General features: G+C 44.8%; 19 protein-coding genes. 7 read left to right on the forward strand and 12 right to left on the reverse strand.

Features of this window, described 5'->3' with window-relative positions; translation table 11 throughout:
• Positions 1 to 5: 5 nt before the first annotated feature.
• Positions 6 to 794, reverse strand: a complete 789-nt coding sequence (gene pgeF / locus D1136_RS03215) for a peptidoglycan editing factor PgeF (protein WP_161876176.1) — start codon at positions 792 to 794, stop codon at positions 6 to 8.
• Positions 795 to 1,018: 224 nt separating this feature from the next.
• Between pgeF and D1136_RS03220 the strand changes: the two genes are divergently transcribed.
• Entirely contained in the window at positions 1,019 to 1,282 is a 264-nt protein-coding gene (locus D1136_RS03220) for a type B 50S ribosomal protein L31 (protein ID WP_161876177.1), read from the forward strand.
• Between the two features lie 275 nt (positions 1,283 to 1,557).
• A complete protein-coding gene (gene lon / locus D1136_RS03225; RefSeq protein WP_237566976.1) occupies positions 1,558 to 3,933 on the forward strand; it encodes an endopeptidase La in 2,376 nt (791 codons plus the stop codon).
• Here the strand turns inward: lon and cydB are convergent.
• From cydB to D1136_RS03240, 3 genes are read right to left on the reverse strand one after another with little or no spacing between them, the layout of a single operon-like run.
• Positions 3,930 to 5,048 carry a cytochrome d ubiquinol oxidase subunit II gene (gene cydB, locus D1136_RS03230; RefSeq protein ID WP_161876179.1) on the reverse strand — a complete coding sequence of 373 codons (1,119 nt, stop codon included), beginning with the start codon at positions 5,046 to 5,048 and terminating at the stop codon, positions 3,930 to 3,932. The genes lon and cydB overlap by 4 nt on opposite strands.
• A gap of 30 nt (positions 5,049 to 5,078) precedes the next feature.
• Positions 5,079 to 6,623 carry a cytochrome ubiquinol oxidase subunit I gene (locus tag D1136_RS03235; protein ID WP_370461310.1) on the reverse strand — a complete coding sequence of 515 codons (1,545 nt, stop codon included), beginning with the start codon at positions 6,621 to 6,623 and terminating at the stop codon, positions 5,079 to 5,081.
• Positions 6,624 to 6,630: 7 nt separating this feature from the next.
• Positions 6,631 to 6,897, reverse strand: a complete 267-nt coding sequence (locus D1136_RS03240) for a DUF4492 domain-containing protein (RefSeq protein WP_370461307.1) — start codon at positions 6,895 to 6,897, stop codon at positions 6,631 to 6,633.
• Positions 6,898 to 7,019: 122 nt separating this feature from the next.
• On the opposite strand from D1136_RS03240, the gene D1136_RS03245 reads away from it, so the two are divergent.
• Positions 7,020 to 8,129: an AI-2E family transporter gene (locus D1136_RS03245; RefSeq protein ID WP_161876182.1), complete on the forward strand. Its 1,110-nt coding sequence runs from the start codon at positions 7,020 to 7,022 to the stop codon at positions 8,127 to 8,129.
• On the opposite strand, the gene D1136_RS03250 is transcribed toward D1136_RS03245, so the two are convergent.
• Positions 8,108 to 9,244 (reverse strand): glycosyltransferase, encoded by a 1,137-nt coding sequence (locus D1136_RS03250; RefSeq protein WP_161876183.1) that lies wholly within the window; start codon positions 9,242 to 9,244, stop codon positions 8,108 to 8,110. The two genes, D1136_RS03245 and D1136_RS03250, sit on opposite strands and share 22 nt — an antisense overlap.
• Positions 9,245 to 9,503: 259 nt before the next feature.
• On the opposite strand from D1136_RS03250, the gene D1136_RS03255 reads away from it, so the two are divergent.
• Together D1136_RS03255 and D1136_RS03260 are read left to right on the forward strand one after the other, a co-directional pair.
• Positions 9,504 to 10,283 carry an FkbM family methyltransferase gene (locus D1136_RS03255; RefSeq protein WP_161876184.1) on the forward strand — a complete coding sequence of 260 codons (780 nt, stop codon included), beginning with the start codon at positions 9,504 to 9,506 and terminating at the stop codon, positions 10,281 to 10,283.
• Positions 10,284 to 10,293: 10 nt separating this feature from the next.
• Positions 10,294 to 11,220, forward strand: a complete 927-nt coding sequence (locus D1136_RS03260) for a glycosyltransferase family 2 protein (RefSeq protein ID WP_161876185.1) — start codon at positions 10,294 to 10,296, stop codon at positions 11,218 to 11,220.
• Here D1136_RS03260 and D1136_RS03265 read toward each other — a convergent pair.
• The 4 genes from D1136_RS03265 to D1136_RS03280 are packed head-to-tail and all read right to left on the reverse strand — an operon-like array spanning position 11,198 to position 13,960.
• Positions 11,198 to 11,977, reverse strand: a complete 780-nt coding sequence (locus D1136_RS03265; RefSeq protein WP_161876186.1) for a phosphorylcholine transferase LicD — start codon at positions 11,975 to 11,977, stop codon at positions 11,198 to 11,200. The two genes, D1136_RS03260 and D1136_RS03265, sit on opposite strands and share 23 nt — an antisense overlap.
• Before the next feature lie 2 nt (positions 11,978 to 11,979).
• Positions 11,980 to 12,630: an NTP transferase domain-containing protein gene (locus tag D1136_RS03270; RefSeq protein ID WP_161876187.1), complete on the reverse strand. Its 651-nt coding sequence runs from the start codon at positions 12,628 to 12,630 to the stop codon at positions 11,980 to 11,982.
• On the reverse strand, positions 12,603 to 13,214 hold the full coding sequence (locus D1136_RS03275; RefSeq protein WP_161876188.1) for an HAD-IB family phosphatase: 612 nt from the start codon (positions 13,212 to 13,214) through the stop codon (positions 12,603 to 12,605). The genes D1136_RS03270 and D1136_RS03275 overlap by 28 nt, the downstream gene beginning before the upstream one ends.
• Positions 13,214 to 13,960 carry a class I SAM-dependent methyltransferase gene (locus D1136_RS03280; protein ID WP_161876189.1) on the reverse strand — a complete coding sequence of 249 codons (747 nt, stop codon included), beginning with the start codon at positions 13,958 to 13,960 and terminating at the stop codon, positions 13,214 to 13,216. Before D1136_RS03280 ends, D1136_RS03275 begins: the two co-directional genes overlap by 1 nt.
• Before the next feature lie 207 nt (positions 13,961 to 14,167).
• Here D1136_RS03280 and D1136_RS03285 point away from each other — a divergent pair, with 207 nt between their 5' ends.
• Positions 14,168 to 15,172, forward strand: a complete 1,005-nt coding sequence (locus D1136_RS03285) for a glycosyltransferase family A protein (RefSeq protein WP_237566970.1) — start codon at positions 14,168 to 14,170, stop codon at positions 15,170 to 15,172.
• Here the strand turns inward: D1136_RS03285 and D1136_RS03290 are convergent.
• From D1136_RS03290 to D1136_RS03300, 3 genes are all read right to left on the reverse strand, one after another.
• Entirely contained in the window at positions 15,153 to 16,595 is a 1,443-nt protein-coding gene (locus tag D1136_RS03290; RefSeq protein WP_161876191.1) for a lipopolysaccharide biosynthesis protein, read from the reverse strand. The two genes, D1136_RS03285 and D1136_RS03290, sit on opposite strands and share 20 nt — an antisense overlap.
• A gap of 19 nt (positions 16,596 to 16,614) precedes the next feature.
• Positions 16,615 to 19,098, reverse strand: a complete 2,484-nt coding sequence (locus D1136_RS03295) for a YfhO family protein (RefSeq protein ID WP_161876192.1) — start codon at positions 19,096 to 19,098, stop codon at positions 16,615 to 16,617.
• An 86-nt stretch (positions 19,099 to 19,184) separates the two neighbouring features.
• A complete protein-coding gene (locus D1136_RS03300; protein ID WP_161876193.1) occupies positions 19,185 to 20,441 on the reverse strand; it encodes a peptidase U32 family protein in 1,257 nt (418 codons plus the stop codon).
• A 196-nt stretch (positions 20,442 to 20,637) separates the two neighbouring features.
• On the opposite strand from D1136_RS03300, the gene frr reads away from it, so the two are divergent.
• Positions 20,638 to 21,201 carry a ribosome recycling factor gene (gene frr, locus D1136_RS03305; protein WP_161876194.1) on the forward strand — a complete coding sequence of 188 codons (564 nt, stop codon included), beginning with the start codon at positions 20,638 to 20,640 and terminating at the stop codon, positions 21,199 to 21,201.
• Positions 21,202 to 21,228 lie beyond the last annotated feature (27 nt).

The following is a 21,228-nucleotide window of genomic DNA, read 5'->3' on the forward strand; positions in this document are numbered from 1 at the left end:
CCGTCTCACCGAAAGCACAGCATAATCCCGGCCCCGAAACGTCCGGCTTTTGAGCCATCCCTGCGATAAGAAAAGAATTGTTCCGGATGACACACCGTACATAGTCCTGCCACCTCAATATTTTCCGCCTTCAAACCTGCCGTCAGCAACTCCAGACGATTCGCCTCCCACAAATCCACCTGATATTTTCCGGAAACCTTACCGGCAGATACGATACTGCCAGCCGCCGGAAACAACTGCCGGAAGACAGCAGCCACACCTTCCTCCACCTCAAAACAGCATTTACCGATAGAAGGCCCGATACCGGCCCGTATATCCGCAGGACAACTTCCATATCTCTCCCGCATCTTTTCAACTGTCCGCACTACGATCTGCGCTGCCGTTCCCCTCCATCCCGCATGAACCGCAGCGATCACTTTTTTCACAGAATCAAATAAAAGGACAGGCACACAATCGGCAGAAAAAACCATCAAACAGATACCTTCCCGGTCCGTAACCAATGCATCGGCGTCCGGAATCCGGCTTTCCCGGTCCAAAGCTCCCCTCCCGGCATCTTCCCCGCCAACCACAACAACATTTGCCGAATGAATCTGATGCGCAATTACCCACCGTTCCACCTCAATACCGACAACTTGCGCCAACTCCATCCGGTTCCGGCGAATAACTGCCGGATCAACGGCCTCAGCAAAACCGATGTCTTTCCGGCCGGAAGAAACAAAATGCCGGATATCCGGCCGGCCGGATAACTGTTTAAACCGATAAAACGGGAAATCCTTATCTTCAATCCGCTCCATTTTTTTCCTTAACTGAATACTTGACAGAACAAAGATAAAAACAAAAAAAACAAACGAACCGCAGCAGCAGGCAAAACCTTTCATCCCAACAACCAAAGCCCGCCCGTCAAGCAAAACAGACCCTCCTGAAACAAAAAAAGTACTCGTTTTTCTTTGCAGTTTATAATGAATGAATTATCTTTGCCGTCCGATAATGGAAAGAATAATTTTAAAATTTACATACAATGAAAAAGGGCATACATCCTGAAAATTACAGATTGGTAGCATTTAAAGATATGTCTAATGGTGTGACAACCCTGACCAAATCTACCGTAGCAACGAAAGAAACCATCGAAATTGACGGTGTTGAATATCCGCTCGTTAAATTGGAAATCTCTAACAGTTCTCATCCGTTCTATACAGGAAAAGTGAAATTAGTGGATACTGCCGGACGTGTAGACAAATTCATGAACCGTTACAAAGACCACATGGAAAAAAGAAAGAAATAATTTTTTCTTTATCTCAAATAAAGAGAACCGGCCGGAAGTCTTACTTTCCGGCCGGTTCTCTTTATGACCTTTTCTTTATCCCATTTTCCAACCACTTGAAAAAATCCTTATTTTACACTGTGGCACAAGATTTGCGCTATCAGTATGGAATCCTTTTTCCAATACGAAATAATGACAGAATGTCAGTCATTTTTAAGTAAAAGATTTCATAACCTATAAAAAGAGAGGACAAATAAATGAATAAAATAAATCTGAAAGCAGTATTATTAGAGAACATGGGAGAAGATTCGGCAGATTTCCTGCCCATACTGGGGGACGAAAAAGAGCTGCTGAATGACAATATACAAATTCCCGACACCCTGCCAATTTTACCACTCAGGAATACCGTATTATTTCCAGGAGTCATTATTCCGATTAACATCGGCCGCGATAAATCTCTAAAACTAATCCGGGATTCCTATAAACAAAATTCACTGATTGGAGTCATTGCTCAAAAAGACACCAATACAGAAAATCCCGGTATAAACGACCTTTACCAGATAGGTACGATAGCTTCCATCCTGAAAATACTGGAAATGCCGGACGGGACAACGACTGCCATTATCCAGGGCAAGAAAAGATTCCAGTTGGAAGACATTCTCTACGATGACCCTTATCATGTTGGTAAGATTTTATTGAAAAAAGAAGAGGAGTTGCCGGAAAACGATGCAGAATACAATGCCATTGCAGAATCCCTGAAGGAAATGGCCGGGAAAATTGTAAAATATTCCAACCATATCCCCAATGAAGCAGGATTTGCCTTGAAAAACATCGAAAGCATGCTGTTTCTCATCAATTTCATCTCTTCAAACACCGATGTGGATTACCGGAACAAACAGGAATTGCTGGAAATTGACAATCTGAAACAGAGAGCTATCAAATTGCTGGAAATTCTAAGCAAACAGGTGAGCTTGCTGGAACTAAAAAACGATATCCAGAAAAAAGTGAAAATGGATATTGACAAACAACAAAGGGAATATTTCCTGCACCAGCAAATCAAAACCATCCAGGACGAATTGGGAGGGAATCCGATAGACGAAGAAATCAAAGAATTAGAGGAATTGGCCCTACAGAAAGAATGGGACGAAAAGGTGAGTGAAGTTTTTTCCAAAGAACTGAATAAACTCAAACGCCTGAATCCAGCAGCTCCGGACTATTCGGTACAATCCAACTACCTGCGGGAAATGTTGGACCTGCCCTGGAACCATTGTTCCGAAGATAACTTAGACCTCACCCACGCCAAAGAGGTTCTGGATGCCGACCATTTTGGCCTGGAAAAGGTTAAAGAACGCATACTCGAGTATTTAGCTGTACTAAAGCTCAAGGCCAATATGAAATCTCCCATCCTGTGTTTATACGGTCCTCCGGGAGTAGGAAAAACTTCATTGGGCAAATCCATCGCCAGAGCCATAAACCGGGAATTTGTGCGGATGTCGTTAGGAGGCCTGCATGACGAATCTGAGATCCGGGGCCACCGGAAAACATACATCGGAGCCATGCCGGGACGCATCCTGCAAAACATAAAAAAAGCAGGTACTTCAAACCCTGTGTTTATCTTAGACGAAATCGACAAAGTGGGAAGTGATTTCAGAGGAGACCCCCAATCAGCCCTGTTGGAAGTTTTAGACCCCGAACAAAACGGGAGTTTCCATGATAATTTCCTGGATATAGATTACGATTTGTCAAAAGTGATGTTTATTGCCACAGCCAACGACCTGAGTACCATTGCGGCTCCACTAAGAGACCGTATGGAGATTATTGAAGTCAGCGGCTACCTGCTGGAAGAGAAAAGAGAAATCACCAAACGCCACCTGATTCCGAAACAAATGGAAAATCATGGTATCACTGAAAGCAATATTTCCATCCCGGATGAAATCATAGACATCATCATAGAAAAATATACCCGGGAGTCCGGAGTCCGCAGCTTAGACATGACCATTGCAAAAATCATGCGCCATGTAGCCCGCAAGGTGGCCATGAATAAAAAATTTACGGTAACGGTCGACGAAGCCAAAGTAAAAGAATATTTAGGAAGCCCTATTTTTTCCCGCGAAGAATACCAGGGGAACGAGCTGCCCGGCGTGGTTACCGGCTTGGCATGGACAGCCGTAGGCGGAGAAATTCTCTACATTGAATCCAGCTACAGCAAAGGCAAAGGCCACCTTAGCCTGACAGGCAACCTGGGAGATGTAATGAAGGAATCGGCCACCCTCGCTCTGGAATACATCAAATCCCACGCCGGAAAAATCGGAATAGACGAAAAAATGTTTGAGGAAAACGACATTCACGTCCATGTTCCGGCAGGCGCAGTCCCGAAAGACGGTCCCTCAGCAGGCATCACAATGGTCACCGCCTTGGTCTCTTCCCTCACCGGAAGGAAGGTAAAAAAAGCCATCGCCATGACCGGCGAAATCACACTCCGGGGAAAAGTACTCCCTGTGGGAGGAATCCGGGAAAAAATCCTGGCAGCCAAAAGGGCAGGCATCAAAGAAATCATTTTATGCCGTGAAAACCAAAAGGACATAGAAGATATCAAAAAAGAATACCTGAAAGGATTAAAGTTCCATTATGTTGATTCCATACAGGAGGTATTGAACATTGCGCTACTTTAATAAGTATGGTCTTCCTGCTGTAATGCTTCCGGATTCACCGCCTTCTTCGTCATAGAACGCCATACATACCAGATGTATGCTATGACGAAAGGCACAATGAGCGACACCCAGGCCATTGCTTTGAGCGTATACAGGGAAGAAGATGCATTGTATATGGTCAGCGAAGAATCCAAATCGGTGGAAGAAGGATAAAAAGCAGTATGGTTAAAGCCGGCTATAACAAGAAGACTAATAACAGTAAGCACAGTTCCGCTACCTGAAAACCAAATGCCTTTCTGCCATTGTGGGGACATCAAAGTGCGGAGGATACCATACAGTACCGCCACCACACCAATAACCAAAAGGATGGTATTCACAGGCATTTCCAATAAATTATAGAAATACTTGTAAGGCACCAGTTCAATAGAACCATCCGGATTTATGGCATAGCCCTTGCCGGCAAGGATAAAGCCTAAAAAAAGCAGGAAGAAAACCACAAAAGGAATGGCATTATACCACACCTGCCGGCGGCTCCGCATTTGGATCTCCCGATGGTCCACCATGAGGATAAAATAAAGGGCTGCCAGCGTGCGCGACAGAAAAAGGACAGCAAAAGCCAAGAAGTAGTTGGTGAAAACAAACAAAGCATCCAGCCCTCTCCAGGGAGTCATCCATTCCACCTCGTGCATCTCTCCCAACCGGAAAGGAGAGCCTGTAAAAAACGTAGCAACAGCAGCACCCAGCAAAAAAGGAGCGGCAAATCCGTTTATCATCAGGAAAATTTCATAAGTACGGGTACGGAGAAAATTATTCTTTTTATTTCGGTATTCATAAGAAACGGCCTGCAAAACAAAACAAAATAAAATCAGCATCCACACGACATAGGCTCCCCCGAAACTGGTCGCATAAAACAGGGGAAAACTGGCAAAAAAAGCGCCTCCGAAAACCACCAGCGTAGTGAAAGTATATTCCCATTTATTTCCGATGACATTGACAATCAGATCCCGTTCTTCTTTACTCTTTCCCAACGTATACAGCAGGCTTTGTCCTCCCTGCACAAAAAGCAGAAACACCAGTGCCCCTCCTAAAATACAAATGAGAATCCACCAATAATGTTGCAATATATCCAGTTCCATAACTATGGTAATTTATTAAAGTGTGACAATCTATTCTTTTACTCCCTTCCGGATTTGGGAAAACATAATACTGAGCTCGGCTATCAACAGCAAGGTGAACAACAGGGCAAACATCCAGAAAGTTGTGATAACCCACCCCGAAGCAATGCGGGTAATGGCAACATTAGTAGGCATCAAATCCTGTACTACCCAGGGTTGGCGCCCCACTTCCGCAACAATCCATCCGCATTGGGAAGCAACATAAGCCAAAGGAACACATGCAATAGCCAGATAAGGGATGATACGGAATTTATGGAACTTCCGTTTTTTGGCATACCACCAGGAAACGACAAACAGCAAAACAAACAGAAGTCCCAGCCCGACCATAATCCGGAAACTGTAAAACACCGGGACAACCGGCGGAATAGCCTCATCGGGAGATGACAAATACCCATAACCAAAATCCGGATAATTTTCCCGGAGCGTTTCCAGGGCCTCCTGTGCCAGCAAGCCGTTATTTTTTTCCAAAGCCGTCTTATACGTCTTCAAGGCCTCTATGGCCAGGCGTCCGTTAGCCATCCTTTGAGGAATGGAAGGATAAACCTTTCCGTCATGGGAGGTATATCCATTTACAATATCTTCTATTCCCGGTATAAATGCGTTAAAGTCATGATATCCTAAGAATGACAACACCTTCGGAACAGCAATGCCGTATTCCACACTACGCATACGCCCGGAAGGAAGTGCAGCGTCTTTCACCGGAAATCCTATAATCGTAAGGGCTGCTCCTTCCTGACCCCGGTTAAGGCCTTCCATAGCTGCCAGCTTCATGGGCTGGGTACGGGTAACATCCCGGGCACTGGTATCGCCGGTAAAAATAGTCAGGAGAATGCTCAAAAATCCGAATACCGAAGCCAGGAGTATACTTTTACGGGCAAACTCAAGATGCCTCTTCTTGAGAATAAACCAGGAACTGACTCCAATAACGAAACAGGCAGACAGAGTATAGGCCGAAGTAACGGTATGGAAAAATTTATTCATCGCCGTTGGAGAAAACAAGACAGCCCAGAAATCATCCATCTCATTACGGGCAGTAAGAGGATTAAATTCCATACCCACCGGGTTTTGCATCCAGGCATTGGCAACCAATATCCACAAAGCCGAAATATTCGCCCCCACAAAAACCAGCCACGTAGCAGTCAGATGAAACCTCCGGCTTACTTTATTCCAACCGAAAAACATCACAGCAAAAAAAGTAGCCTCAAGAAAAAAGGCAAAAAGTCCTTCTATAGCCAAGGGGGCACCGAAAATATCCCCGACAAACCAAGAATAATTGGACCAGTTAGAACCAAACTGAAACTCAAGAATCAAACCGGTGGCAATCCCGATGGCAAAATTAATACCGAACAGCTTCATCCAGAACTTGGTGGCATGGAGCCATTCCTCCTTGCCCGTCCTCACCCACATCGTTTCCATGACAGCCAGTAAAAAAGACAATCCCAGGGTCAACGGAACAAACATATAATGATATATCGCCGTCATGGCAAACTGCCAGCGCGACCATTCAATCAAAGAAGCGGAATTCAATTCAAACAGCATAGGGTTAAGGTTTAGTGATTAATTCATTCAGGACATGTTTACTTTTTTCCTCATCTGTCGTATACCGGTTGTTCAGATAATCAGGCATTAAGAGGAATTTAAAAACAAAAAACAAAACAAAAAGTTTTGCCACAACAATTATCATGAGCATTTTCCCCCAACGGGGTAAATGGCTGAAGCCATCACGGTAAATATTCCAAAGACATTTCAACATATGGCCAATTTCTGTTTCATTAGGAAATAAACGTAATAAAATTATAAAAGTTTTCATTATAGAACAGAACTGAAGCCTTGTTTCTTTAAATTATTTTAAACAACAGAGAAAGGATTCATATAAATTGATTATTTTTGAAAAATAAAGTTATGCAACAAAGGGGCAACCACTTAAAAAACATGAATACTATTACAAAATATATTTTGGGATTCGTAGCCCTGATTGCTGCCATTTTTTTCTCGTGGTATTTCTTTTCTGTGATTATTTATATATTGGTAGCTGCCGTTATTTCTTTCATCGGCAAACCCATCATTGACCTGCTAAGCAGAGTGAAATTCCGGGGACATTATTTACCGGGAACAGCAAAAGCCGCCATAACAGTGATCTGCCTGTGGTTGCTGTTCATTTTGTTTTTCGTTACAATCATTCCTTTAGCAGTACGGGAATTTCAGTCTCTGGGAAATGTCAGCGTATCGAATATCGTCAGTCAGTTGCAAAGTCCCATCGACAACACAGGCCATTTTCTGAAACACTATGGTCTGTTGGACGAAAACGAAGATGTAAATGCCTACATCACCCGGCAACTCAGCGATTTGTTTAACATAGCCCGGTTAAAAATCTGGTTCCGCACGGTTGTGGGAACAGTAAGCGATATTTTTGTCGCTTTGTTTTCCATTACCTTTATTCTTTTTTTCTTTTTGAAAGACAGCCGTTTATTCTCCGGCATGGTCTTGGCCATCGTGCCTTCCCGTTATGAGGAACAAGCCCGTAATGCCTTGGATTCCATACAAAAACTACTGGTAAGGTATTTCGTGGGATTGTTGCTTGAAGTATTGGGAGTCATGACTCTGAACACTGCCGGCATGACATTTGTCGGTTTCGATTTCAACCATGCGCTCGTCATAGGTTTAGTGACCGGTATATTGAATGTCATTCCCTACATCGGGCCCCTCATCGGCATCTGTTTCGGACTGGCCGTAGGTGTGGTGTTAAACCTGGATATGGAATTTTATCACCAAATGCTTCCGTTGCTTATCTATCAAACTGTCATCATGTCAATCACCCAGTTAATAGACAATGTCGTGTTTCAGCCTTACATCTATGGCAACAGCGTATACGCCCATCCTCTGGAGATTTTCCTGGTGATTTTAATGGCAGGGAGTCTGGCAGGAATACCGGGAATGATTCTGGCCATCCCCTCTTATACGGTAATCCGAGTCATCCTCAAGGAATTTTTCAACAAATACAAATTAGTGAAAAAACTGACTCAAAGCCTCAACGAACGGTAAAGCTCCATCAAGACCTCCACCATACGGCTCCAGGAAAATTCTTGTTTCCGGAGCGAGGTTTCCTGTTCGAAAGCAGCTTGCCGCCGGTGCTCATAAAAGTCAAGGATAGCTGCAGTAATAGCACGAGGCTCCGGATCCACAACATAACCGGAACGACCGTCAGCAATAATTTCACCCAGTCCCCCTACTTTCGTCACCAACATCGCCTTATTAAAATGATACCCGATTTGAGTCACTCCGCTCTGCGTAGCCGTTTTATAAGGCTGAACCACCAGGTCAGCAGCACAGAAATACTGATTGATTCTATCATTCGGAATATAATCCGTATGCAAAATAACCCGGTCTTCCAATTTTAACTGACGAATCAAATCAACATAAAACTCCCCGTCGGAATAAAATTCTCCCGCTACAATGAGCCGTACAGGATAATCTTTCAGGCGGGAATCAGCAAGGGCCCGTAACAACAAATCCAATCCTTTGTAATCACGGATAAAACCAAAAAACAGCAAATAACGGTAGTCCGGATCCAATTTTAACTCCCGTAAAGCTTGTTCACGGCTGATAATCTCCCCATAGTGGTCATACACCGGATGGGGGGTATACCGGCGTTCAGGCGACCGGACCAACTTCCCGATGTCATCATACACCTCATGCGACATAGCAATATAACCGTCCACCCCTCCGGTGAACCAGACCGTAAACATACGGTCGCCTATCCGCTTTTCATGAGGTATCATATTATCCGCAATACATACCACCCGGGTATGGCGGTTTCTCCTTGCCAAACGGGCAATAGTCCCAAAAGCAGGCCCCATAAAGGGAATCCAGAACTTAATGATAATCAAATCCGGACAAAGTTTCTTCAACTCCCTTCCCACCTTCCACCAATTGCAGGGATTAACGGAATTAATTTTACGGACAATGCGTATTCCTTCCGGAGCTTTCTCATCCGTGTATTGCGTCTTACCGGGAAACAAAAAGCCTGGATATTGAAGGGTGAAATTATAAATCACTACTTCATGCCCTTCTTCCATCAACTGCCGGGCCAGTCTTTCATTCATGGCAGCCAATCCCCCCCGGTAAGGATGTGCAGTGCCCAGGATGACAATCTTCATACAAACATTTTTTCAATCATCAAATTTATCAAAATATTTTAGGTATTTATATACATCTTTCCACTCAACTCATGATTATTTTTCCGCTACGCCCCAACTGGTTTTCAGCATTGGTTCCCGCTGACGACTTTGTAATTTCCTGCCGGAACAATGTCAAATGCAAGGGGAATGGATAAAACGACAAAAGAATACCAGCACGCTGTATCAACATGTATATAAATACCAAAATATATTGTATTTTTGTAAAAACAAATTCAACATGAAACTTCACTTAAAAAGGCTGGCTTTTCGCACGTTAAGCACCAAAAACTACCTGCGCCTCCTCCAACGGGGTTATTTTTTTGCTTACCGCTTCGGACTCCTGAAAAATACAGAAGAATACAAATATCATTATTTTGTCCGCCGGCTGATTCATCAGGGAGATTACATACTCGACATCGGAGCCAATCTGGGGTATTACTCCAAACTATTCTCCCGATGGGCAGGCCCCCGGGGTAAAGTATTCTCCGTCGAGCCCATCCGGATTTACAACGAGATTTTCCGGGAAGCGACCCGTCATTGCAAAAACATCACCCTTTATCCCTATGCCCTCGGACTGGAAGAAAAGGAGATCACCCTGATAGCACCCCTGCACAACGGCTACATGCACACAGGCCTGCCCCACGTTTATAATCCGCAAAAAGACGGACAACTCAATGAACAGGAACTAACCTTTCCGGCCCAAATGAAGATTCCTTCCAAACTCTTCAATAACCTGGAAAAACTGAACTACATCAAGTGCGACATTGAAGGTTTTGAAGCAATCGTCCTGAACGACCTGAAGGAAATCATTGCCAGACACCGGCCGATAGTCCAGGTTGAGGTCTGGAACCAGAACCGCCAGGAGGTACTGCAACTCTTCGGTTCCCTCGGTTACAATGCCTATCAACTGCAGAACCGGAAACTGACCGCTTATGAAAAACTACCGGCAGACTTTGACGGAGATTTCATCTTCATTCCCCAAACCCATCCCGAGATAAATCGTTTAACCGGAAACTAATCCCCCTCTCATGGAATTTTCTTTTAAAATATCAGTAGTCATTTGCACCTACAACCGGGAACAGTTCCTGCCCGGTTTGATGGATTCAATCCTCCGGCAAAGCTATGATAAAAATTCTTTTGAGATCGTATGGATTGACAACAACAGCACCGACCATACGGCAACCCTTTGTCAGTCCTTTATCAAAGACCACCCTGACTACCACATCCGGTACACGGTGGAAAACCGCCAAGGCCTGTCCTTTGCCCGCAACCGGGGAATAGAAGAAGCAAAAGGAGAATACATCACTTTTGCCGATGATGATGCCGTCCTGGCACCGGATTTTCTTGAAAAAGTATGTGACTACCTCCACCGCAATCCTGGCATTGCAGAAGTCGGAGGCCCTATTTATCTGCGGTATCTCGGTAAGATTCCGGCCTGGGAAAACCCGTATATGAACTCCCTCCTGGGATATTTCCATCCGGCTTCCCACCCCTATCTGATGGATAAAAAAAACAGAAAATATCCGCGGGGCTCAAACATGACTTTCCGGACAAGCGTATTCAATACATGCGGAAATTTCAACACTGCCCTGGGCCGGGTGAAACGCTCTCTTATGGGAGGAGAGGAAAAAGACATCGCCTTCCGGATTCTGGACGCCGGCCATAAAATTGCATACATCCCCGAAGCTGTGGTCTATCATCTCGTCCCGGAAAGCCGGACCACCGCCCGATTCATCCGGGAGCAAGCCACAGGCACCGGCCGGAGCGAACACATCCGGGCAAAAGCAAACGGAAAATATCCCCGTAGAATATTCGTGGAAATGTTGAAATGGGGAGCAACCCTCATCCTTTGGTTCCGTTACATGCTGACCTTAAAACCACAGAAAGCCAATATGTTGGTACGTTTCCGCTACTGGGTCAGCCGTGGACTGGTCAGTCCTGTTCCAAAGGAATAATGGTTTTAAAATGAGGCACACGCTTCTCTACCGGAGGAGGCGTCATATAACTTTCCCCGAAATTGGCCACCAGATAGCGATGTACATCCTGCGGACAAGAAATCGGAACTCCCTCAAAATCAATTTTCTTCAAAGGGAAAATCATATCATAAGTATAAACCTGACGGGAATTCTGACCGAAACGGTACATCAGATACCTGGAACCGGTAATCCGACTCACAACACGAACTGTCCCGGCCATTATTTTCAGAACAACCATCAGACTCCTCAGCAACAACAGATTATATTTTCTTTGAAAAAGAGAATAATAAACCTTCACATAATAACGGTTAAGCCACAAATGTAACCGTGGGAAAGTAGGCTCAACAGGAAAAACATCTATATACAACCCGGTATACCTCAAATTCTCAGACTCGCGGTCCTCCGTCTTAAACTTAAACTCCCTCACTTTTCCAAAAACACAGGGCAGATTCTTATCATTGTCACGGGTATGTACAACAAAATCCGAAGGCAATTCCCGCTCTAAAATGTTCAGCAAAGGAGCATAATCCTTCTCCAATACCTCAATGTCAAAATCATCATCCCACGGAATGAATCCCCCGTGACGGACCGCCCCCAACAAAGTGCCGCCATTAATCCAATAGGGAATACCGTGCTTATCACAAATCCGGGCCACTTCCATCGCAATCTCCAACATACGCCGCTGGGCTTTCCTCAAAACAGAACCTTCCGGATTATAACGGGATAAATCTTCCATACCTAATAACCTAAAGTTTTAAATCCCCGGATAGCCACATCCATATCTTCCGGAGTATCTATTTCAAAACATTTGATTACTTCCGCCTTCACCGGCAAATGCGGCTCTATCTCCGAAAAAACATACTTCCCTTCCCGGTGAATGGTTATATCTTTCAGATAAGCAATTCCCGACCACTCATAGTCAGTCCGGGGCTGACGCCGGAAACCAGTAACTCTGTTCTCATCATCCAACAAAACAAAAACAGCCTCTTCCGTCTTGGAAGGAGTAATTCCGATAAGAGAACACGAACCGTCAATATGCCGGACAAAATCATGAAAACTCTGCCGGTCTATCAACAAATCACCGTCTACAATCAAAAACGGCTCTTTCAGCATAGCAGATGCCAGATACAAACTATAAGCATTCGTCGTCGTCCGGTAATCCGGATTACGGATAAAAGTAACATTCGGATGAATACTCCGGACATGCTCTATCAGCTCCTCCTCCATAAACCCTACCACAATGCGGATATCCGGAATATCCTTTAACAAATCCAGCTGATAATCAATAAGAGCCCTACCGCCGATTTCCACCAGACATTTGGGCTTATTCAACCCCAATCGGGAACCCAGACCGGCACAACTTATAATAACGTGTTCAACATTCTGCATAATGCCTCCTCTGTAAATACAACAACATTGGATAACTCTATCAAAGTCTTGATGGGTGTATGCACCCCTCCGTAAGCAATGGTATAATCAGACTTCTCAAACATGGGAACATCCCCCATGCCATCTCCTATCGCTATGATTTTTTCAAAGCCCTCTGCACGCAACTGTTCGACAGCCTTTCCCTTATTCAGTATCTCGCGGACTCCGATCAATTTATCCTCCTTATAATCAGCTAACGAGCAAAACGTACGGACTCCGATCTTCTCGACCAAAGACTTCAGCCAGACATCTAAATTGCCGGTAACAATAAACGTATTCTCCCGGTGGGCCTGCATAAAATCTACAATCAGAGGACTCAAAGCCACCTGACTGACAATCTCCTGCACCCGCGACAACGGAATAGCATTCAAAATCATCGTCCGAAGCTTAAACGAACGTTCAAAAGGAATCACTCCCTTTATCGTAGCCTCAGTCAAAGCCAGCATCTCCTCAAACAGTCCCAAATCACGCGCCAACAATGGCAAAATCTCTTCCCGCGTAATTGTACCGTCCAAATCCAGACAAAAAGCAACTTTTTTATTCATTATTCTCTTACCAAATAAAAATAGGCCTGGTTGGTTTCCTCTCTGGCCCCCAATTCCGGAGTCAGCAACAAGTCAGTCTTTATCAAACGGAAACCATTCGCAAATAAACAATTCTCAAAATAATTTACATACTCACCTATCGTCCGGTATACAGCACTATAATGAACAGACAACTCATCCGAGAAAAAATCTTTCAGAGTCAGCCGCATACCCACGACAGAAACCGATTCCCTGAGATACACCCGTCCGCCTTTACGAACCAACCGGCAAAGCTTACGCATCAATTTCTCACAATCCGCATCATTCAGATACATCATCAATCCGGTTGCCACAACAATATCGTATTCCTGCCTGCTCAGCCCCTCTTCCCGGATGTCCAGTGCCGACATCTCCGTAAAAACCACATTCGGACAAGAGACATAACGCTGCCGGGCACCCTCGATATATTGACTGATAAAATCAATCCCCTGATACAAGCCCGCTCTTTCAGCAAAAAAATCAGCCAACCGGCCGACACCACAACCAATATCCAAAACAACATCCTCCTCCCGACAGGTCAATATCTGTTCCAACAATCTTTTTTCATGAACATCCCTTTGCCGGGGAATATCATCATGGTCACGCAACATCACAGACCCCAATAAATTATCCTTATCCACCCGTTTTTCCCAGAAACGCTTTACTGTATCAAGATTTATATCGACAGACTGATTATAAATCCGATGGGATTGCGCCTTTTCTTCCATGGCAAATATATACTATATCTCAAAAATAAGAGAACAACATTATAAATTATCAAACAAATATAATATATCTTATCCAGAATCTATTCCTTTCCGTGCAATATCATTAAAGCATTTAAATTCTGAAAAACATCTCAAGCGTAGCGGAAAAAAGAATCATAGGTTGGTATAAAGGTGTATATAGTTACCCTACTAAATCTTATATTTGCAATGCCATACTTTAATCATTATGCTATGCCGCTTGTATCTGTCCTTATGCCGGTTTATAACGGAGAAAAATACATAAAAGAAGCTATTGACAGCATTCTCTGCCAGACCTTCACCGATTTTGAATTGTTGATTTGCAACGACGCCTCCACCGACCGCTCTATGGATATCGTGCGGCAATACAGGGATTCCCGGATTAAGGTACTGGAAAACCAGACAAACAGCGGAATCGTCTACACCCGTAACAAGCTCTTCACGGAAGCTCAGGGGACCTACTTATCCATCATGGATTGTGACGACATAGCTCAGAAACAGAAGCTGGAAAAACAGGTGTTATTCCTTGAAAACCACCCCGCATGCGGAATATGCGGAACGTGGGCCAGAAAAATAAATGAAAATCTTGAAACCGTAGGACACATCCAGATGCCGGAAGAAGACGCCGACATCCGGGTCAACTTACTATTCCAGTCCTCTTTCGTCCAATCCAGTGTCGTCCTCAGAAAAAAACTGCTGTCCCATCTGCTCTACCGACAAGAATTTCCCGTAGCGGAAGACTATGACTTATGGGAACGCCTTTCCCATTTGACCCAAATGCATAATATTCCTGAATTTCTGCTCTACTACCGTTGGCACCAACAAAATACCAGCCAAAACCAGGAAAATCTGCTCGCCCAAAAAAGAGACCTGATCATTGCACGGCAGCTCTCCCGGATGCTCTCCTTCACCCCTACCGAATTACAGACCCACATCGCAATCGGAAATCTGCTCCCCTTACCCGATTCAATATCTGTGAGTCAGGCCGGACAATGGCTAAAAAAACTACTCGCTTCCTGCCAAACCAGCCTCTCCGGCCCCTCTTCCCGCTTTCATAGTTTCATCTGGTATCGATGGGTTTTTTACTGCATATACAGGAAATACTACCTTCAAGGATTGTTCACCCCCCTCGTATCTTTCCGTCCTGCCGTGATGCTACATACCTTCCGGCTAATCATGCGAAAAATCTTTTAACCATTTTCCAAATCTCTTGCTGAATAGAAGAACGCAACAACCAGTTTACAGAAATATAGAATACACCTCCCGTAGCAATCTGAATAAAAAGCAAAACGGTAAGACTGACCGGCAGCCAATACAAACCGGCCACAATCAATGCCATAACAAAAGTGATAATAAAATAAGGACCAATGTCTTTAAAATGTTCCCACAAAGTGTAATGTATCTTTTTTCCGGCAACCCGGGCATAACAGACATAATACACAAAATTAGCCACCGTCACGCCCAGCAACAGATAATAAATGTCCCAACGGAAACAGACAATAATACTGACTAATACCAGCAGTTCCCTCAGTATTTCCATATACAACACTTTACCGGAAATTTTCAGGGTCTTAAGTAAATTAATAAACAAAGAAGGGAAAGGAGCAAAAATTCCGTAAACACAAAACAGGATCAACAGTTCTACAGAAGGTTCCCATTTCTCCCCCAAAACACCCACAATAAAAGAACGGGCAACAGCTATAATCCCGAACATGACGGGAAAATTCAAAAAAGCGGCAAAACGGATGGTTTTCCGGAAAATAGGCTTCAAATCACGGCCGTCATTGTGGGCTTCTGCCAGCATCGGAAAAGAAACAGCATTAATCGGAGAAGTCATCGCCTCATAAGTAAAATTATAATAACGATTAGCCTGTCCGTAAAAACCAACCTTCACGATACTGTAAAACTTACCCAGCACCAGAGGCAAAAGATTGCCCACCAGCGTTGCGGAAAGCGTTGCCAACGACAGTTTGATACTGAACTTCAGATAGCGCCGGATAGGCTCCCAGTCGAAATAAAACAAAGGCCGCCAGCTTCCGAAACACCACAGCAAAAGGGCTTTCATAAAATTCAACGCCACCAGCTGGGCAGCCAATGCCCACACCCCATATCCTCCCACACCTAAGGCCAAAGCGACAATACAAGAAAAAACAACAGAAAAAAAGTTGATTTTAGTAATCTGTTTAAAATTCATACTTTTCATCAGCTGTACATGCTGTACAATCCCCCAGGCATTGAAAAGAAAGGACAGAAAGATAAAACGGGACAAATCGGTTAAAATTTCTTTTTCATAAAAAAAGGCAATCCAAGGAGAGCAAAAGAAATAAATAACATAAATAGTGGTACTGACCAGGATATTGAAATAAAAAACCGCAGCATAATCCTTCTGGGAAACTTCCTTCGCCTGAATCAAAGCCGCAGAAAACCCGCTTTCCTGTACAATATTTGCCACTGCGGTAAAAATAGCCAATACCGCCACCAGGCCGTAATCCTCAACAGAAAGCAAGCGGGCCAGCACGATTCCCACCACAAAAGCCATACCCTGCTGTCCGGCTTTATCCGCCAGACTCCAGATAAACCCGGAAACTGCTTTCCCTTTCAGAGATTTTTCAGCCATGTCCTTGCTATTCTCCGGTTTACGACCATTTCCCCCAGCCCAAACCACGGGCCAGCAAACCGGCAAACACCAGCAAAAGAATGGCAGACGTCACAGTCGAAATAATACGGGCCGTAAAATAGGCATCCGGTTCAAAACGGAACTCCACCCGATGTTCCCCGGCAGGCACTTCCATTCCCCGCAAAATCCAGTTTGTCCGGAAATGAGGCACTGGTTTCCCGTCTACAAAAGCTTTCCAGCCATGCGGGTAATACACCTCGGAAAAAACCAAAACCCCCGGTTCCTCCGACCGGTATACGTATTCCAAACTATTCGGCTTGTAGGCAGTCAGGACCACCTCTGCCAACGAATCGGTCTTCAATGACTTTTCACGGATAACATCTGCAAAACGCCGGTCCACCCAAGCAATATCCTTTCCACCTGTTCCGGCAACCGACATCTCCTCGTCTGCATTTTCCACCATTCTCACTTCCTTCACAAACCAGGCATTCCCATACGCATAAGGATTCACAACCGGAGCCTGGGAAGGGTCAAAAACGAGATAACGCATATTCAGCATATCCAACACCGGAGCAGATTTAAAACTCTCTTGTATACTCTCCAGCCTGCCACTCTTGAAAGACTGACCGACAGCCTGGATTTCAGGCATGATTTTCAAATCAATTAACTCCTGATACCGCCTCAATTTAGCTGCACTATACCCGCCGATTGATTTATGAAAATAAGGAATATGGCTTTCATTAAAAGGATTATTCAACGACAGCACCCGGTAAGACAAATCCGGGTCCTTCAAAATTATTTTATCGGCCGGAGTAGCCCGGTAAACCTGAGTATAAGTATTTTTCGCAACAAAATTATCCTTATTCAGATAACGCCGGTCAACCAGCCACAAGTCAAGCAACACGAAAAATACCAATGTCCACGGCAGATATTTTGCCATTTTACTTTCCCGGTTTTTCACAAAACCGTAAATACAGGCAACAGCTGCCAGGACGAAGAACAGAGAACGTAAAGCGTCTGCCCGCATCAATCCGGCCCGGTCTTCCCGCAAAGCACTCAGATACCAATCCGGAACCCCCAGATGAGCGTCACTGGCCGACGAAAAATCAAATGGTGTCAATACCATAAACAGCAAACAAACCCCACCCGTAATATAAAGCGAGTACAATAAAGGCCTTCTCAACTTTTCCCAACTGATGCCTTTCTGAAAGATTTCCACCAGTCCCCAGACCGCCAGAATCACAAAAGCCAATTGCGGAACCACCAAAGCCATGGACACTGTACGGAACTTATTATAATAAGGCAAATAATGAAACAGGAAAGTATTAAAACCGTCAAAATTCCGCCCCCAACTCAGACAAATAAAAAACACAACCGCGCCAAAAATCCACCACTTCAAAGGATTACGCACCAACCAAAGAGCCAGCACAAACAAAAAACAAACAATGGCTCCGAAATACACCGGCCCGGAAGTAAAAGGCTGGTCGCCCCAATAAGTAGCTGTGCGCAAAGGTGAAGGAGCCTGAAACCCCTGGGCTTGCATAGCCTTAGCCAAATGAGAATCGCGGTCCAAAGTTCCGCCGCTCGCTCCTCCGTAAAAATCCGGAATCAGCAAAGTAAACGTCTCACCCACTCCGTAACTCCAGGCAAAAGCATAATCCTTATCCAAACCGCCCGATTTATCCGTTTTCCCGTCCACAGCATGGGAAAGTTCCGACTTCCCCCGTATACTCTCATGCGAACTCTCATAATTGGCATACAGATTACCCAGATTACACAACGCCGCCAACACAACAGCTACAAACAGGGTCGAGAAAGTACAAACCAAAGGCCTCCAGGCCCTCTCCCGAAGATAAGAAAGCGCATATCCCACAAAAACAATAAAACAAAAAAGTGTAAGATAATAAGTAATCTGCACATGATTGCTTTTTATCTGCAAAGCCAAAGCAAAGGCAAACAGACTACCTCCCCAGAGATAATTTCTTTTCAATACCAGCCAAAAACCCGCAAACACCAAAGGCATATAGGCCATGGCCCAGGCCTTGGTGATATGGCCCGCCTCCAGAATAATTATACTGTAAGAAGAAAAAGAAAAAGCAATCGCCCCCAAGACTGCCACCGGAATCTTTGCCCCCATGAGAAGCAAAAGCAGATAACAGCAAAGCATCGCCATGAACACCACACCTATATCCTTACTGCCCAAAGCCTTAAAAGGCCTTTCAACCACATCCAGCAAATTCACTGTTCCACCCCACACACCGATAGTATAAGCCGGCATACCGGAAAACATCGAACCGGTCCAGGCCGAGGATTTCCCCTCCTTCTGATAATATTCCCTCAGCTCCTGAGACATGCCCATAAACTTCTCCACATCTCCCTGATGAATCTCCTTCCCGTCTAATGCCGGAGCAAAATAAACCATCGCAAGCACCAGAAAAAGCAACACGACAACAACGTGAGGACGGACCAACTTCCAGAAATCCACGATCGAAAAAGCCTTCATACCTTATGACAATATAATTTTTAATAAATCAACAATATACACTTCCAGACAAAGGTATAACATTCCCCGGAAAAACCATAACCGGTCTACTGCATCAAATCCGGAGTCGTATCTACCCATTTGTAAAGTTTATCCCCCCGGCGGATTTTCTCAGTCACCGGCATAGAAAACAAAGCTCCCTTTTCCACCCGTTGCACAGGCTCCAGGTCCAGACGCAGTTCCCGGACTTTTATCTCAAGCGTTCCGGTGGTCGGACCCTGAATCAGAATATCTTCGCCCACCTGCAAATCAAAAGACTCTATCTTAAACTCACCCACCTGCAAATTGCTGAAATAATTGGTCACTTTCCCCAGCAGGACTTTTTTCTTGGTAGCCTTAGAACCATACACCTCACTCCACTCCCCCAACCGCTGGCCCAAATAATAGCCATCCCAGAAACCCCGGTTAAAAACGGTAGCCAAACGGGCCTTCCAGCCTTCAATTTTATCTGCCGAATAGCTCCCGTCCACATACGCCGTAACCGCCTCATTATAACATTCGCACACTGTCCTCACATACTCCGCCGACCGGGCACGCCCTTCTATCTTAAAAACCCGGACTCCGGCATCAGCCATCTTATTGATAAACCCAACCGTACAAAGGTCCTTGGGCGACATAATATACTCATTTTCAATGTCCAGCTCCACCTCATTTTCCCGGTCCTTCACCGTATAAGCCCGGCGGCAAATCTGGTAACAAGCCCCCCGGTTGGCAGAAGCATTCTTCTCATGCAGGCTCAGATAACACTTACCTGACACCGCCATACACAAAGCTCCATGAGCAAACATTTCAATCTGAACCAATCCCCCCTTCGGGCCACGCAAATCATGCTCCACAATCTGCCGGTGAATCTCCGACACCTGCTCCAGCGACACCTCCCGGGCCAACACAACCACATCCGCATACCGGGCAAGAAAACGCAATGCCTCGTAATTTGCAATGTTGCATTGAGTACTGATATGCACCTCCATACCTATCGAATGAGCATAAAGTATGGCAGCCAGGTCCGAAGCAATCACAGCAGTCAGCCCGGCTTCCTTCGCACACCCTATCACCCGGCGCATCTTCTCCAGCTCATGATTATAAATCACCGTATTGACGGTTAAATAAGTCTTAACGCCCTTCTCCGAACATATTGCAGCCACACGTTTTAAATCGTCCAATGTAAAATTAGCCGAAGAACGCGCCCGCATATTCAATCCTTCCACACCGAAATAAACAGAATCGGCTCCGCCCTGCAAAGCAGCATATAAAGATTCATAAGAACCCACCGGAGCCATTATCTCAAAATCTTTTCTCGTCATGATTTTTCATATCAATATTAATCCCCTACGGAACGACAAAGTTAGATTTAATCCTGAAAATCCGAAAACAATCATACATCTAACCTTCATCACAAACCTCAGAACATCCGGTGAAGAATTTAAAACAGCCTCCGTTCCGTATCATTTTTTTTTCTATATTTGCTCGGTCAAGGAATTAACAAAACAAAAGAAACCCATGAACGAGGAAGTAAAAATGTATATGGACGAAGCAAAAGAACTGATGCAAAACGCAATTGTCCATCTTGAAAACGAACTGGCAAAAATCAGGGCCGGAAAAGCCAATCCCAAAATCCTGAACGATGTATTGGTAGACTATTACGGCACCCCGACCCCCCTCTCCCAGGTCGCTAACATCACAGTTCCCGATCCCCGTACCATCGCCGTCCAGCCCTGGGAAAAAAGCATGCTGGCTCCCATCCAGAAAGCCATCATGGTAGCCAACCTGGGATTCAACCCGGACAACAATGGGGAAATAGTCCGCATAAACGTTCCGCCATTAACCGAAGAACGAAGAAAAGAACTGGTAAAACAATCCAAAGGTGTTGGTGAAAATGCAAAAGTAAGCATCCGTAACGCACGACGCGACGCCATTGACGAATTCAAGAAAATGGTAAAAGACGGACTTCCCGAAGATGTATCAAAAGATGCAGAAGCCGAAATTCAGAAAATGACGGACAGCTATAACAAAAAAGTAGAAGATATCCTCATCCAGAAAGAAAAAGACATCATGACCATCTGACACCGTCCGATGATCTGTAAATATAGG

Origin of the sequence: Odoribacter sp. Z80 (genome assembly GCF_009935865.1) — a bacterium.
GTDB lineage: Bacteria > Bacteroidota > Bacteroidia > Bacteroidales > Marinifilaceae > Odoribacter.